This is a genomic window from Pseudomonas triticicola (assembly GCF_019145375.1).
Lineage (GTDB): Bacteria > Pseudomonadota > Gammaproteobacteria > Pseudomonadales > Pseudomonadaceae > Aquipseudomonas > Aquipseudomonas triticicola.
On sequence record NZ_JAHSTX010000001.1, the window covers coordinates 3245840 to 3260245 of the forward strand.

The 14406-nt window shown below is 60.1% G+C and carries 11 protein-coding genes and 2 tRNA genes; 8 read left to right on the top strand and 5 right to left on the bottom strand.

Going from position 1 to position 14406, the window contains the following annotated elements; translation table 11 throughout:
- Positions 1-68: 68 nt before the first annotated feature.
- Positions 69-1076, bottom strand: coding sequence for a DUF481 domain-containing protein (locus tag KVG85_RS14495; protein WP_024011896.1), 1008 nt, complete (start codon positions 1074-1076; stop codon positions 69-71).
- A gap of 165 nt (positions 1077-1241) precedes the next feature.
- Here KVG85_RS14495 and KVG85_RS14500 point away from each other — a divergent pair, with 165 nt between their 5' ends.
- From KVG85_RS14500 to KVG85_RS14515, 4 genes are all read left to right on the top strand, one after another.
- The gene (locus KVG85_RS14500; RefSeq protein WP_071174585.1) at positions 1242-1595 is read left to right on the top strand and encodes an MGMT family protein; all 354 of its coding nucleotides are present in this window, start codon (positions 1242-1244) and stop codon (positions 1593-1595) included.
- A 43-nt stretch (positions 1596-1638) separates the two neighbouring features.
- Complete coding sequence (locus KVG85_RS14505; RefSeq protein WP_122505741.1) at positions 1639-3198, top strand: AmpG family muropeptide MFS transporter; 1560 nt, start codon at positions 1639-1641, stop codon at positions 3196-3198.
- A 129-nt stretch (positions 3199-3327) separates the two neighbouring features.
- Positions 3328-5043 carry a proline--tRNA ligase gene (locus KVG85_RS14510; RefSeq protein ID WP_041478071.1) on the top strand — a complete coding sequence of 572 codons (1716 nt, stop codon included), beginning with the start codon at positions 3328-3330 and terminating at the stop codon, positions 5041-5043.
- 17 nt (positions 5044-5060) lie between these two features.
- Positions 5061-6014 carry a hypothetical protein gene (locus KVG85_RS14515; RefSeq protein WP_073475925.1) on the top strand — a complete coding sequence of 318 codons (954 nt, stop codon included), beginning with the start codon at positions 5061-5063 and terminating at the stop codon, positions 6012-6014.
- A 110-nt stretch (positions 6015-6124) separates the two neighbouring features.
- Here KVG85_RS14515 and dinB read toward each other — a convergent pair whose 3' ends face one another.
- A complete protein-coding gene (dinB, locus tag KVG85_RS14520) occupies positions 6125-7186 on the bottom strand; it encodes a DNA polymerase IV (protein WP_038861106.1) in 1062 nt (353 codons plus the stop codon).
- Between the two features lie 279 nt (positions 7187-7465).
- Between dinB and KVG85_RS14525 the strand changes: the two genes are divergently transcribed.
- From KVG85_RS14525 to KVG85_RS14540, 4 genes are all read left to right on the top strand, one after another.
- A tRNA-Met gene (locus KVG85_RS14525) sits at positions 7466-7542 on the top strand.
- A 217-nt stretch (positions 7543-7759) separates the two neighbouring features.
- Positions 7760-7836: transfer RNA gene (locus KVG85_RS14530), tRNA-Met, on the top strand.
- Positions 7837-8115: 279 nt separating this feature from the next.
- Positions 8116-10755: a bifunctional lysylphosphatidylglycerol flippase/synthetase MprF gene (gene mprF, locus KVG85_RS14535; RefSeq protein ID WP_217864208.1), complete on the top strand. Its 2640-nt coding sequence runs from the start codon at positions 8116-8118 to the stop codon at positions 10753-10755.
- Positions 10755-12050, top strand: coding sequence for a virulence factor family protein (locus KVG85_RS14540; RefSeq protein ID WP_217864209.1), 1296 nt, complete (start codon positions 10755-10757; stop codon positions 12048-12050). Before mprF ends, KVG85_RS14540 begins: the two co-directional genes overlap by 1 nt.
- Before the next feature lie 196 nt (positions 12051-12246).
- On the opposite strand, the gene KVG85_RS14545 is transcribed toward KVG85_RS14540, so the two are convergent.
- From KVG85_RS14545 to KVG85_RS14555, 3 genes are read right to left on the bottom strand one after another with little or no spacing between them, the layout of a single operon-like run.
- The gene (locus tag KVG85_RS14545; protein WP_217864210.1) at positions 12247-12930 is read right to left on the bottom strand and encodes a serine/threonine protein phosphatase; all 684 of its coding nucleotides are present in this window, start codon (positions 12928-12930) and stop codon (positions 12247-12249) included.
- Positions 12927-13625 (bottom strand): nucleotidyl transferase AbiEii/AbiGii toxin family protein, encoded by a 699-nt coding sequence (locus tag KVG85_RS14550; protein ID WP_217864211.1) that lies wholly within the window; start codon positions 13623-13625, stop codon positions 12927-12929. Before KVG85_RS14550 ends, KVG85_RS14545 begins: the two co-directional genes overlap by 4 nt.
- Before the next feature lies 1 nt (position 13626).
- Positions 13627-14394, bottom strand: coding sequence for a MarR family transcriptional regulator (locus KVG85_RS14555; RefSeq protein WP_217864212.1), 768 nt, complete (start codon positions 14392-14394; stop codon positions 13627-13629).
- Between the last annotated feature and the right edge of the window lie 12 nt (positions 14395-14406).

The window sequence follows — 14406 nt, forward strand, 5'->3', positions numbered from 1 at the left end:
GTGGGCGCCTGTTTTGTTCAGGCAAAAAAAATCGCAGCCCGAAAGGCTGCGATTTTTCGTTTGTGCTTTTACCAGGCCACACCAAACCCTGCGGTATAACGGGTCTTGTTCAGATCCGCATCGTTGGTGCCGCTGATGATGTCGCGCTCGGCCTTGAGGTTGAGCGACGCCCAGTCGGTGACCTTGTAGCGCAGGCCCAGCTCGGCATCCAGAGCATAATCGGCAACGCCCGACAGCGGCTTGCCGACTTCGCCATTGGTGAAGAACTCGACCTTCTTGCCGATCAGGTAGCGGTTGTAGTCCCACTTCATCGCGACGGAATAGAAGTTGTCCTTGCTGCCATCGCGGTATTCATAGTCGGTGCGGTTGAGCAACGAGCCCAGCGAGAACGCGCCGAGTTCGTCGTCCCAGAACTGGTAGCCCGGACCGGTACCGACCACGCGCTGACGCGCCAGCTCTTCGATGTGATCACGCTTGTAGTTGATGCGCCCCTGCCAGAACCACTGATCGGTGAGGAAGCGGTCGAGGGAGTATTCGGCGCGCCAGTTGTTAGTGGTGGTTTCCGCATCCTGGACTTCGCGGTTGTACTCACCCTCCCCGGTATGGCGCCAGCGGCCATGGCGAGCCGAAGTCTTGAAGGCAACGTCGTAATCGTCGGTGTCCTTTTCGGCGCGCTGATAGTCCAGCGCCAGATCGACGTTACCCTTCCACACCAGGTCGGTGACGATCGGCTTGGGCTTGAGGATCTGCTGAATGCTCGCCAGCTCGACCGTCTTCGGCGCCTCGCCGTTGGCCAGGGTGACCTTGCCATCGTCGGCCGCCGTCAGCGACTTCGATACTTCACCGGCATAGGCGTCCTGCTTCACCAGCAGATGCTGATCGCTGTCGAGGGTCTTGACCTCTTTCCAGTCAATCGCCACTGCGCCGGCGTATTTGGTCTGGATCAACAGCTTGCCGCCGTCGAATACCGTGATGGTGCCACTCAGCTTGTCGCCGTTTTTCAACCAGACGGTGTCGGCAAGCAGGGGCGTGGACGCGCTGAAAACAGCAAGGCACAACAGGGTTCTGGGGAACATAAGCAGATCGGGGGCTCAGAGTTGGCGAAAAGGGTCGGCATTATCCGTAGGATTTTGCCCATGACAAGGACTGACCGGACTATTTCAATTGAGTTCATTTCTCAACTGCGCCACGAGCGATTACCCTTGTCGCCATCATCACGCCAATGCTCAGGAGCCGCGTACGTGAAAGACCCGCTCGACAGCGTCGAAAACGATGCGCAAATCCGACGCACGGCACTCTACTCGACGCTCGCGCAAGTGCCCGAAGGCAAAGTCGTCAGTTATGGCCAGTTGGCCGAACTTGCCGGGCTGGGCCGCGCCGCGCGCTGGGTCGGGCGGACTTTAAGCCAGTTGCCCGGCGACACCAGGCTGCCCTGGCACCGCGTGCTCGGCGCTGGCGGACGAATCAGCCTGCCGGTCGGCAGCCCTTCCGGTGACGAACAACGTGCGCGATTGCGCATGGAAGGCATCACCGTCCAGAACAATCGTGTGGATATTCGGCGCCATGGCTGGCGTCCGGTAGAGCACAGCGGTTAGAGTGCGCGCTTTGTTTTCGCAATTTTGAGGCAGACTTCAGCCCATGCCCCGTAAAACCTGGCGCGCCGCGCTCGCCGCCTATGCCAGTCCTTCGACGCTCGTGCTGTTGTTGCTCGGTTTTGCCGCCGGCCTGCCGTACATGCTGGTGTTCTCGACGCTCTCCGTATGGCTGCGTGAAGCGGGCGTGGCCCGTGAAACCATTGGCTATGCCAGCCTGATCGGCCTGGCGTATGCGTTCAAATGGGTCTGGTCGCCCCTGCTCGACCAATGGCGCCTGCCCTTGCTGGGCAAGCTCGGCCGTCGCCGTTCCTGGCTGGTGCTCTCCCAGGCACTGGTGATTCTCGGGCTGATCGGCATGGGCTTCTGTGATCCGCAGAAGCATTTGTCCTGGCTGATCGCCATTGCCGTCGTCGTCGCCTTCGCCTCGGCCACGCAAGATATCGCGGTCGACGCCTATCGCCTGGAAATCGCCGATGACAGCCGCCAGGCCGCCCTCGCCGCCAGCTACATGTCCGGTTACCGCGTCGCCGCCCTGCTCGCCACCGCCGGCGCGCTGTTTTTCGCCGAAGGTTTCGGCTCCACCGGCTTCAACTATAAGCACGCGGCATGGACCGGCACCTATGTACTGTTTGGCGCATTGATGGTGCCCGCGCTGCTGACCACGCTGTTCATGCGCGAACCACCGGTGCCGCTGCGCACGCAGTTGCAGGCCGGGCGCTACACGTTCATGCATCAATTGATGTCGGTGTTCGTGCTGATCGTTCTGCTGGTTTCCGTACCGGCGATGTTCACCCAGCTGTACAACACCGATTTCGCTGGCGTGCTGTTCGGTGACATGAGCCCGCTCGACCTGCTCCTCGAAGACCGCGCCTTTCTGCGCGCCATCCTCTACATATTGCTCACCGGCATGTGCCTGTCGGCCATGGGCCGGCGCGGACTGGCGCCGGTACTGACGCCGGTGAATGACTTCATCCTGCGTTATCGCTGGCAGGCGCTGTTGCTGCTGGGCCTGATCGCCACTTACCGGATGTCCGACACGGTAATGGGCGTCATGGCCAACGTGTTCTACATCGACCAGGGTTTCACCAAGGATCAGATCGCCAGTGTCAGCAAGATTTTCGGCCTGATCATGACCCTCGTCGGTGCCGGCATGGGTGGCCTGTTGATCGTGCGTTTCGGCATTCTGCCGATCCTGTTTATCGGTGGTGTGTCTTCGGCGGCGACCAACCTGTTGTTCGTCATGCTCGCGGACATGGGCCCGAACCTGCAGATGCTGGTGGTGACCATTTCCCTCGACAACTTCAGTTCGGGCCTGGCGACGTCGGCGTTCGTTGCCTACCTGTCGAGCCTGACCAACCTGAAGTTTTCCGCAACGCAATACGCCCTGCTCAGCTCGATCATGTTGCTGCTGCCGCGCCTGATGGGCGGCTATTCCGGCGTGCTGGTCGAGAAGTTCGGCTATCACAGCTTCTTCCTCATCACCGCCCTGCTCGGCGTGCCGACGCTGCTACTGATCGCGCTGCACTGGTTTCAGGAGCGCCGCCGCGAAGGGCAGACACCGACGCCCGAGCCTGCACCGACGCCCGTCACCGAAGAATCGTAGGACGCTTCGCCAATGGCGGGAGGAATCCCGCCGCTGGCGCCTTCCGCCGGCCACACTTCTGTACGTCAGCAAAACTCGCCGGTACACTGCTCCGTCATTTCCAGTCATAGCAACCGACAACGGCCAACCATGCGCACCAGTCAATTTTTGCTCGCCACACAGAAAGAAACGCCTTCCGACGCGGTCGTGATCAGCCACCAGCTGATGCTGCGCGCCGGCATGATCCGCAAGCTTGCCTCGGGCCTGTATACCTGGCTGCCGATGGGCCTGCGAGTCATGCGCAAGGTCGAAGCCATCGTTCGCGAAGAGATGAACGCTGCCGGTTCTCTGGAAGTGTTGATGCCGAGCACCCAACCGGCCGAGCTGTGGCAGGAATCGGGGCGCTGGGAAGAATACGGCCCTGAGCTGCTGCGCATCAAAGACCGCCACGGTCGTGATTTCTGCGCGGGCCCGACCCACGAAGAAGTGATCACCGATCTGATGCGCAACGAGTTGAGCAGCTACAAACAGCTGCCAATCAACCTGTACCAGATCCAGACCAAATTCCGCGACGAAATCCGCCCACGCTTCGGTTTGATGCGCGGCCGCGAATTCATCATGAAGGACGCCTACTCCTTCCACGCTGATCAGGCGTCGCTGCAGGTCACCTACGACCGCATGCATGAAGCCTACTGCAACATCTTCACGCGTCTGGGTCTGAAATTCCGCCCGGTAGAAGCCGACAACGGCTCGATCGGTGGTGCCGGTTCCCACGAATTCCACGTGCTGGCCGAGTCCGGCGAAGACGATATCGTCTTCAGCAACGGCTCCGACTACGCGGCGAACATCGAAAAAGCCGAAGCGGTGCCACGGGAAACCTCGCGCCCTGCGCCAACCGAAGAACTGCGCTTGGTCGATACGCCAGACACCAAGACCATCGCGGCGCTGGTGGAAAAATTCAATCTGCCGATTGAAAAGACCATCAAGACCCTGATCGTCCACGCCGAAGAAGAAGGCAAGCTGATCGCGCTGGTGATTCGTGGCGATCACGAACTGAACGAAATCAAGGCTGCCAACCAGCCTGGCGTGGCCAGCCCGCTGGTGATGGCCTCCGATGCCGAACTGCGTGACGCGATCGGCGCCGGCGCTGGTTCGCTCGGCCCGCTGAACCTGCCGCTACCGATCATCATCGACCGCTCGGTCGCGATGATGAGCGACTTCGGTATTGGCGCGAACATCGACGACAAGCACTACTTCGGCGTGAACTGGGAGCGCGATCTGCCGGTTCCGACCGTTGCCGACCTGCGCAACGTCGTCGCTGGCGACCCAAGCCCGGACGGCAAAGGCACGCTGGAAATCAAGCGCGGCATCGAAGTCGGCCACATCTTCCAGCTGGGCAACAAGTACAGCAAGGCGATGAAGTGCGAAGTGCTGGGCGAAAACGGCAAGCCGGTGACCCTGGAAATGGGTTGCTACGGCATCGGCGTATCGCGCGTGGTCGCCGCTGCCATCGAGCAGAACAACGACGCCAACGGCATCATCTGGAGCGACACCCTGGCGCCATTCCAGATCGCGCTGGTACCGCTGCGCTATGAAACCGAGCAGGTGCGCGAAGCCACCGACAAGCTGTACGCCGAACTGACGGCGGCCGGCTTCGAAGTGCTACTGGACGATCGCGACAAGAAAACCAGCCCGGGCATCAAGTTTGCGGACATGGAGCTGATCGGCATTCCACACCGGATCGTGGTCAGCGACCGCGGCCTCGCCGAAGGCAACCTGGAATACAAGAGTCGTTCCGAAGCAGAGGCGCAAGCACTGCCGGTGGCCGATGTTGTGTCCTTCCTTCAGGCCCGTATCCGCCGCTGAAACCAGATAGAGACGTCATGTTCAAGCGAAACACCTTAGGCCTCGGTGGCGCCGCCCTGTGCGGCGCCCTGCTGGTCAGCGGCTGCGCCAATCACATGTCGCAACGCAGCGAGCACGAAGAGCGGGTCGAGCGAAAACTGCTCGATCACAGCCTGCAGATCGATGTCGGCGAGCCCAAGGTGCTCGAGCTGCCGCAGCGACGCGTGAAGATCAACGAACAGAAGACTTTCGAAGTCACCGAGTTCGAGGTCACCCGTCGTTACGACCGCTACACGCCTTACCAACCCTGGCGCGAAGTCTACGAGATTCCGCTGGGCGCGGTGGCCGTGGTCGGTGGTGTCGGTGCCAACGTGGTCAACGTGTTCGCTCTCGGCAACCTGCCGGACAGCGTCACCAAGGATTGGCTGAGCTACGGTTTCGCCGGGCTCAACCCGTTCATGAACGTGCAGTCCAACGGTCGCGCGCAGCAGAACCTCGCGGGCATCGATGAAGTCCAGCGCGACAAGCGCACGGAGTATTCGAGCCTGCCGTGGAGCGAACGACCGGTGCAGGTCAAGGCCGGCAAGCAGACATTCGACATGACCACCGACCGCAACGGCGTGCTGCGTTTGAATCTGCTCGACAGCCCTTTTGCCGAACATGACCTCAACCATGTTGGCCGCTTGCAGATCAGTGTCGAAGACGCCAAGGACGACGTGCATACCGACTCGACCCTGATGCTCAGCGGCCACCTGCGCGGCAAGTTGATCGAGGCGCACGGGCTGATTTATGACGATCTGGAAGATGACGAAGTGAGCCAGTGGGTACACCGGGTCAAACGCCTGTCGGAGCTGGGCCTGGAAGAAGAAGCCAGCGAACTGGAGCAGAGTCTGATCGAACTGACCCGCAATGATCCTGAGTTGCAGACTGAGTTTCTCAAGTCTCTGGCAAAGGATGCCGGGCGTTTAGTGGCTGATCCGGGACCGAATTAAAGCTTAGAAGCTTCGCGAGCAGGCTCGCTCCCACAAGGGATTTGTGAACGACGCAGATCCAATGTGGGAGCGAGCCTGCTCGCGAAGAGGCCCTGCGAGGCGCCGCGAATCTACCGCTCAAACAACTCCATCTGCTCAAACCCGCCGCGCAGATCCTCCAGCCTCACTCCTACCCCTAACAACCGCACCGGTTTGCCGCCGCGATTGAACGCCTGCGTCAGCATCAACTGGTAACTGCCCAGGTCACGCCCTGCCCCGGCCTGTTCCAGCGTGGTCTGGGTGAAATCATGAAATTTGACTTTGACGAACGGCTTGCCCGGTCGATAACTGCTGTCGATCCGCGCCATGCGGGTTTTCAGGGTATCGAGCAGCTCGGGCAATTTTTCCAGGCAGCTGCGCAAGTCCGGCAGATCAACGTCGTAGGTGTTTTCCACGCTGATCGACTGACGCCGGCTGTCGTTGTGCACCAGACGGTCATCGATTCCACGGGCGAGATTCCACAAGCGCTCGCCGAAACTGCCGAATTCGCGCACCAGCGCCAGCCTGCCCCACTCGCGCAGGTGCTGGCAGTCAACGATGCCAAGCTTGCCGAGCTTGTCGGCGGTGACCTTGCCGACGCCGTGCAGCTTGCTCACCGGCAGACCACTGACGAACTCCTCGACCTGATCCGGGGTGATCACGAACAAGCCGTTGGGTTTTTTCCAGTCGCTGGCGATCTTCGCCAGAAACTTGTTTGGCGCAACGCCAGCCGAGACGGTGATGTGCAACTGATTGGAGACCCGGCGACGAATGTCCTGAGCGATGCGCGTGGCGCTGCCGCCGAAATGCGCGCTGTCCGACACATCGAGATAGGCCTCGTCCAGCGACAGCGGCTCGATCAGGTCGGTGTAGTCGGCAAAGATCGTATGAATCTCCTTCGACGCTTCGCGATAAGCCTCCATGCGCGGCTTGACGATGGTCAGGTCCGGGCACAGCTTTAATGCATGCCCGGAAGCCATGGCCGAGCGCACACCATAGGCGCGCGCTTCATAGTTGCAGGTGGCGATCACCCCGCGCCGATCCGCCGAACCACCCACCGCCAACGGCTTGCCGGCCAGACGCGGATCATCGCGCATCTCGATGGCGGCGTAGAAACAGTCACAGTCGATGTGGATGATTTTTCGCTGGGTCATGTCGGAAAAAGACAACGTGGCAAGCCGGAGCGGCAGTATCTCATTGGCACCTGTATATAGCACCAGTGGTTGAATGTTCTTTTCCGACCGTAGGAGATTTCCGCTGAATTTATTTTTTCAATCACCGATCAAGGTGCAATAGAGCTGAAAGCCTTGCACCACCTGCCCTGCGCGCCGGCCAACCGCCGCGAAAAAACGCTAAGCGCTTGAACCTCAACAGATTTATCCAGATCGACGGTTGACACACTCGCGAACCTCTGTAGAATGCCGCCACACAGACGCGGGATGGAGCAGTCTGGTAGCTCGTCGGGCTCATAACCCGAAGGTCGTCGGTTCAAATCCGGCTCCCGCAACCAAACATCAGAAAAGGCTACTCGAAAGAGTGGCCTTTTTTGTGCGCGTCTGTTTTGCACACGGGCGCCCCGCTCAATCGCTGGCGAAACGGCAATTTGTTGCATTTCCGAAACTTACGCATCACCTGCGACCGTTTGCCGCGATTTCGCAGTTATTTGGCCCATTCCGGGATTAGCGGTTGACACCTCGTCGTTCGCCTGTAGAATGCCGCCACACAGACGCGGGATGGAGCAGTCTGGTAGCTCGTCGGGCTCATAACCCGAAGGTCGTCGGTTCAAATCCGGCTCCCGCAACCAAACATCAAAAAAGGCTACTCGAAAGAGTGGCCTTTTTTGTATCTGTCGAAAAAGTCCTTTCGCAACAATGATCTGTCACTGTGCAGTGAACCGCTGGGGATCATCAGAACCACTGACTTGCGACTATGCTTGAGTCGCAGACAGGGTTTCTGCAATCCAGGAACTGCCCTCGCCGATGCCCGACGAGAGGCGTAGTATTTTGTGATTATTTTTTTCTACAGGGATTGGTAACTTGGCTGGATACCTCCATCCTGTCGCGCACAATCCAAGAGGTGATTGATGCGCGCCAACTCGTCTGATCCACAAGACACCGTTACAGCAGAACAACCGATCAAACCCGAGCGTTTGCGCTGGCTGGATCGATTAAGCAAATACCGTCAGCCGATCGGTCTGGCCGTCACGTTGCTGCTGTTTGCCATTGCCCTGATTGCCTGCCGCCATCTGCTCGCCGAGCTCGATCTCGACGCGTTGCATGACTCGATTCTCGACGTGCCGAAACCCGCCCTGCTTGGCGCCATCGGTGCGACCGTGGTCGGTTTCATTATTCTGCTCGGCTATGAATGGTCGGCCAGCCGCTACGCTGGCGTGAAACTGCCGCCGCGCACCCTCGCCCTCGGCGGTTTCACCGCATTTGCGATTGGCAATGCGATCGGCCTGTCGCTGCTGTCCGGCGGCTCGGTTCGTTATCGTTTATATGCGCGATTGGGCGTCGGTGCGTCGGAAGTCGCGCACATGACCTTGTTCGCCAGTCTTTCGCTGGGCTGCGCCTTGCCGCCACTGGCAGCGCTGGCCACCCTGAGCAACCTGCCCGCCGCCTCGCAAGCGCTGGGGCTGTCCGAATTCTTGCTCGGCTCCGTCGCCGCTGGCGTATTGATCCTCGGTGCAGTGCTGGCAATCGGCATCTATCGCCGTCGTCTGCCGGAACAACCCTACCCCGACAATCTGCTGGTCCGTGCCGGGCGACGGACATTGCGCCTGCCGGGTCGACGCCTGACCTTCCTGCAACTGGTGATCACCGCCCTCGATGTCGCGGCTGCCGCCACCGTTCTGTATTTGTTGCTGCCGGAAGCGCCGCCGTTTGCGCCGTTCCTGCTGGTGTACCTGCTGGCCCTGGCCGCCGGAGTGCTCAGTCACGTGCCGGGCGGCGTCGGTGTATTCGAAGCAATTCTGCTCGCCGCATTTGCCGACAAGCTTGGCGCCGCGCCGCTGGCAGCCGCACTCCTGCTGTATCGCCTGATCTACGTGGTGCTGCCGCTGCTGGTCGCTTGCGTATTGCTGCTGATCAACGAAGGCCAGCGCCTGTTCCAATCCCAGACCATGCGCGCGGCGTCCGGTCTGGCCGCGCCGGTTCTGGCGGTGCTGGTGTTTCTGTCTGGCGTGGTGCTGCTGTTTTCCGGCGCCACACCGGAGATCGACACGCGCCTGGAGCACATCGGTTTTCTGATCCCGCATCGCCTGGTCGACGCCTCGCACTTCGGCGCCAGCCTGATTGGCGTTTTGTGTCTGTTGCTCGCCCAAGGTCTGCGCCGACGCCTGTCGGCGGCGTGGATGCTGACCGTCATTCTGCTGCTGGTCGGCGCCCTGCTCTCGCTACTCAAAGGCTTCGACTGGGAAGAAGCCACGCTGATGACGTTTACGGCCGCGCTGCTCGGCGTGTTCCGCCGCTCCTTCTATCGCCCGAGCCGTTTGACCGAACTGCCGTTTTCGCCGCTGTATCTGGTCGCCAGTCTCTGCGTGCTGGGCGCTTCGGCCTGGTTGCTGCTGTTTGCCTATCAGGACGTACCCTACAGCCACCAGCTGTGGTGGCAGTTCACCCTCGACGCTGACGCTCCGCGTGGCCTGCGCTCGCTGCTCGGTGCGGCGGTGTTGCTGGTGATCATCTCGCTGACCTGGCTGCTGCGCACCGCGCGCCCGGTGATTCATTTGCCGACGCCGGACGAACTGGATCGCGCGGCAAAAATCCTCATGGCCTCGTCGCAACCCGATGGCGGCCTCGCGCTGACCGGTGACAAGGCGTTGCTGTTTCACCCCAACGATGAAGCGTTCCTGATGTACGCCCGCCGTGGCCGCAGTCTGGTGGCGCTGTACGACCCGATCGGGCCGAGCCAGCAACGTGCGGAAATGATCTGGCAGTTCCGCGATCTCTGCGACATCCATCACACGCGCCCCGTGTTCTATCAAGTGCGCGCGGAGAACCTGCCGTACTACATGGACATCGGCCTGACGGCGATCAAGCTCGGCGAAGAAGCCCGGGTCGATCTGCTGCGCTTCGATCTGGAAGCCAAGGGCAAGGAGATGAAGGACCTGCGCTACACCTGGAACCGTGGCACCCGCGATGGTCTGTCGCTGGAAATCCATGAGCCGGGCCAGGCGCCGATGGACGATCTGAAGGTGATTTCCGATGCCTGGCTGACCGGCAAGAACGTGCGCGAGAAAGGCTTCTCCCTCGGCCGTTTCAGCGACGATTACCTGAAGCATTTCCGCATTGCGGTGATTCGCTTCGAAGGCCGCCCGGTGGCGTTCGCCAATCTGCTCGAGACCTACAGCCATGATCTGGCCAGTCTCGACCTGATGCGCGCGCACCCGGAAGCGCCGAAGCTGACCATGGAATTCATGATGGTCGGCCTGATTCAACACTATAAGAGTCACGGATACGCGCGCTTCAGCCTGGGCATGGTGCCGTTGTCGGGGCTGCAACCCCGGCGCGGCGCACCACTGACCCAGCGTCTGGGCTCGATGGTCTTCCGCCGTGGTGAGCAGCTGTACAACTTCCAAGGCTTGCGCCGCTTCAAAGACAAGTTCCAGCCTGACTGGGAACCCCGTTATATGGCCGTGCCCGCCGGACTCGATCCGCTCGTGGCGCTGGCCGACACTGCTGCCCTGATCGCGGGCGGCTTGACTGGATTGGTGAAACGCTGATGATTCAACGCTCCCTGAAGTACATCCTGGCCGCCCTGCTGGTGCTGGCCGTGATTGCCGGCGGCGGTTACTGGTACCTCAAACGTCCGGCACCGGAACCGACCGTCGAACAATTGAAACCCGCCGATGGCACGGTCATGACCCGCGTGATCCCCGGCAGCAAGCCGAAGGCTCAGGTGCTGGTGGCGGTCACTGACGAACAGAAGCTCTCCGAGAAACAACTGACCACCCTCAGCCGCAGCGCCTCGGCGCAGATCGTTCAGGTGATTCTGCCCAAGGACTGCCTGCTGCAAAGCCGCGCCCTGCAATCGGGCCTGCGTGAACTGAATGGCCCGGCCACCCTGGTCAGCGGCATCGGACCAGGCGCTGTGCTGGCATGGCGCTGGCTGGCGGAACAGAAAGACGATAAGGCCCAGGCCGTCTCCGTCGATCTGGCCCTGGAAAAACCCGGCTGCACCCACCTGTTGCCAAAATCCGCCGCCCACGGCCACTGGCTTGTGGCGTGGAACGACAACCCGGACGACGCTAGCGCAGGCTTCGTGCGCGATCAGCCGAACGCCGAAACCAGCATCAGTGACTACGACATCAACCTGCCGCAAGTGCTGAACAACGAACTGCGCAAAATCCTCGTCGGCGGCGACAAGGCCAACGGCGGCCTGGCGATTCCGGTCGTGGAAGTGCCGGCCGGGCAGGCCAACGACACCGTTACCCTGTTCCTCTCCGGCGACGGCGGCTGGCGTGACCTCGACCGCGACGTGGCGGGCGAAATGGCCAAGATCGGCTACCCGGTGGTCGGCATCGATACCCTGCGCTACTACTGGCAGCACAAGAGCCCGGAGCAAAGCGCACTCGACCTCACCGAACTGATGCAGCACTACCGGCAGAAATGGGGCACCAAACGCTTCATCCTCACCGGCTATTCGTTCGGCGCCGACGTCCTGCCGGCGATCTACAACCGCCTGCCAGAGAACGAACAGCAACGCGTCGACGCCATCATCCTGCTCGCCTTCGCCCGCACCGGCAGCTTCGAAATCGAAGTCGAAGGCTGGTTGGGTAACGCCGGCAAAGAAGCCGCCACCGGCCCGGAAATGGCCAAACTGCCGGCGGCCAAGGTTGTGTGCATCTATGGTGAAGAAGAGACGGATGAGAGTGGCTGCACGGACAAAACTGCTGTTGGTGAAGCGGTGAAACTGCCTGGCGGGCATCACTTTGATGAAAACTACCCGGCGTTGGCCAAGCGCTTGGTCGAGCTGATTCAGAAGCGCCAGAGCAAGGATTCGGTGGCTGAAGAGTGATCTGAAGCGCACCAAGAAAAGCCCCCGCAACTTCACAGTTGCGGGGGCTTTTTACATTCCAGCAGCCACCAAAATCCCTGTGGGAGCGAGCCTGCTCGCGAATGCGGTGGGTCAGTTTACAGATTCGTCGACTGACACTGCGTCTTCGCGAGCAGGCTCGCTCCTACAAGGGGTTGCGCTGGATTCAGGCAACTCGTCAGTCCCGCTGGCCAAGCTGAACATCTATCCACGTGACATCATCGTCGCCAACGCTAAAGTCGCTATCCGGCGCCGCCAACAAAATGCTTTGCTGGGCTTGCGTCAAGTCCGCCCAAAAGCCATCAGTGACAAATACCAAGCGCTCAACAGCCTTCAGTGCACAACAAACAAAGTCAGGGTTCGGAACCCGATTGATCTTCAAGCATCGAGTTACCGAATTTCGCGCGGGGTCTCGCGCCAACTCACAGTGCGAACGGTCGCGCCGCCAATTGGCCTTGCAATGAGGTGGCGTAATCCACTCGATGGCTCCCGCCAGCGTCGCAATCCCGCATGAACAGTCACCTTCGTATGCAATGGTGAGTCGGTCATGCGCGACCAAGCCAATCAGGTAACAGATGGCTCCCGTCTGATCAGCAGGCAACGACGCATGAAAATCCGCCAGTATTGACCCCAATAGACGCTCAACTGCTTCGGGTTCTGCAGGATAGCCCCCCTGCTCCATCCGTGTGGAATGAGCCGCCAACATGCCCCTTACGAAGCTTTCAGCCAGCTGTCCACTGCCGCGCCTGGAAGTGCCATCCGCGACAACAAAAAAACCGCCGTCACCCTCACAGGTCGCTCCGGCATAGTCATTATTTGCCCTGCTGGCTTGCCCAGTGATTGATCGGGAGTGGTATCTCATGCGCTGGCCAGCGCTTTCAAACGCCTGTGAATAATCTGCCCTCTGCCTGGATTCGTCTGCACCGAGCCTGAACTTTCGATCACATAGCCAACCCCGTCGAGCGCCATCAGTTTGCGGATTCCATCTGTGACGAACGCCTTAAGGTCGCTGTCAGCCTGGCGCACCTCCTCCAACAGCTCAGGCCGACCATCGATCAAGATGATCATGTCCTCGACATCCTTGTGATAAGGATCACCATTTCCCCGACCAGCGAAAGCTTCCAGTTTCGTCGCGAGAAAATACGTGGGCTGGAATATCTGGATGACAGTGCCGCTGGGCAAGGTGAATTTATCCGCACTCGCCAGCCCCTCGACGAACCAGCGGTTGGCATAGCCGAGTACTGCAGGGTCGGAAGGCATGACATCCACAACAACGTCATTGAAGCGAAAACGACAATTGACCTCGTCCTCACCGGTGATCTTGAATCCCTTGGCAGCCAGCCGTTCAGTGAGTTGGTTCCAGGCGCTGATACCGGCCAACTCGATCACTAAATCAACGTCATCAGTGAAACGAATGTCGTCCAGCACGGCTGTATCTGTAACCAGCATGGCAGTTGTGCAACCGCCAACAAAAGCAACTTCGGCGAGAAACGCCTCGCCCAAGCCTTCAGCCACGAACTCAATAAGTTCGTAGTTGTGATCCGCGTTTGACGACATGTTATTTAAGCCCCATCCCTGCCTTCAGAATACTGATTGCCACACCACACTCACGCGGACCACCCAGACGGATTGCATCAGCGAGCGCCAGATAGTGGTAAAGGATCCGGTCTTTTTTCACCGCTTCCGGCACTGTTTTGTAAAGCGGCTCTATCGCTTGGCCTCGCTCGGTTCCCTGCGCATCCGGCCAGACCGGAATCAAACCACCCGCACTCTTGATGCTTTTGGACAGCGCAGGCGCCGCAAAGCCTGTGGGTATGCCACGAACCATCGCGCCAGGCTTGACCGGGAAGAAGTACTTCAGCGCGTACTCGGTGATTTTCAGCAGTTCCCGGCGGTGCACTTTGGCAAGCCCGGTGTCGTAGTCATGGATGAGCAATCCGGATTCCCGGCATCGGGCGAGCGCATTTGAGACTTCGCTTTTGCTCAGTCCGAGAGAGGCAGACAGCGCACGCAGAGAGTACCGATCGCTCCAACTTGTCAGCGGTGGATCAGATGCTGGTTCCGCCCATCCCTCCCAGCCTGGCCCATCAGCGAAAGGCGAATCGAGTTCGCGGCGATGGAAGATTGTGTCTTCCCCATCAGTGGAGTAGGTGACCAATGGCTTACCCACACCCTCCCCTGCGGTCATTCGGCTGACGACATAAGGCCTGAGCAGCTCTTCGACCCTGTCCGAATTCGATTCGGCCTCCATCTCCCCCAAGAGGTTCTCTTCCTGAGCGTGGAGACTGGCCATTTTGAACAAAAGTAAAATGTCTTGACTCTTCATTTAGCTCAAAAC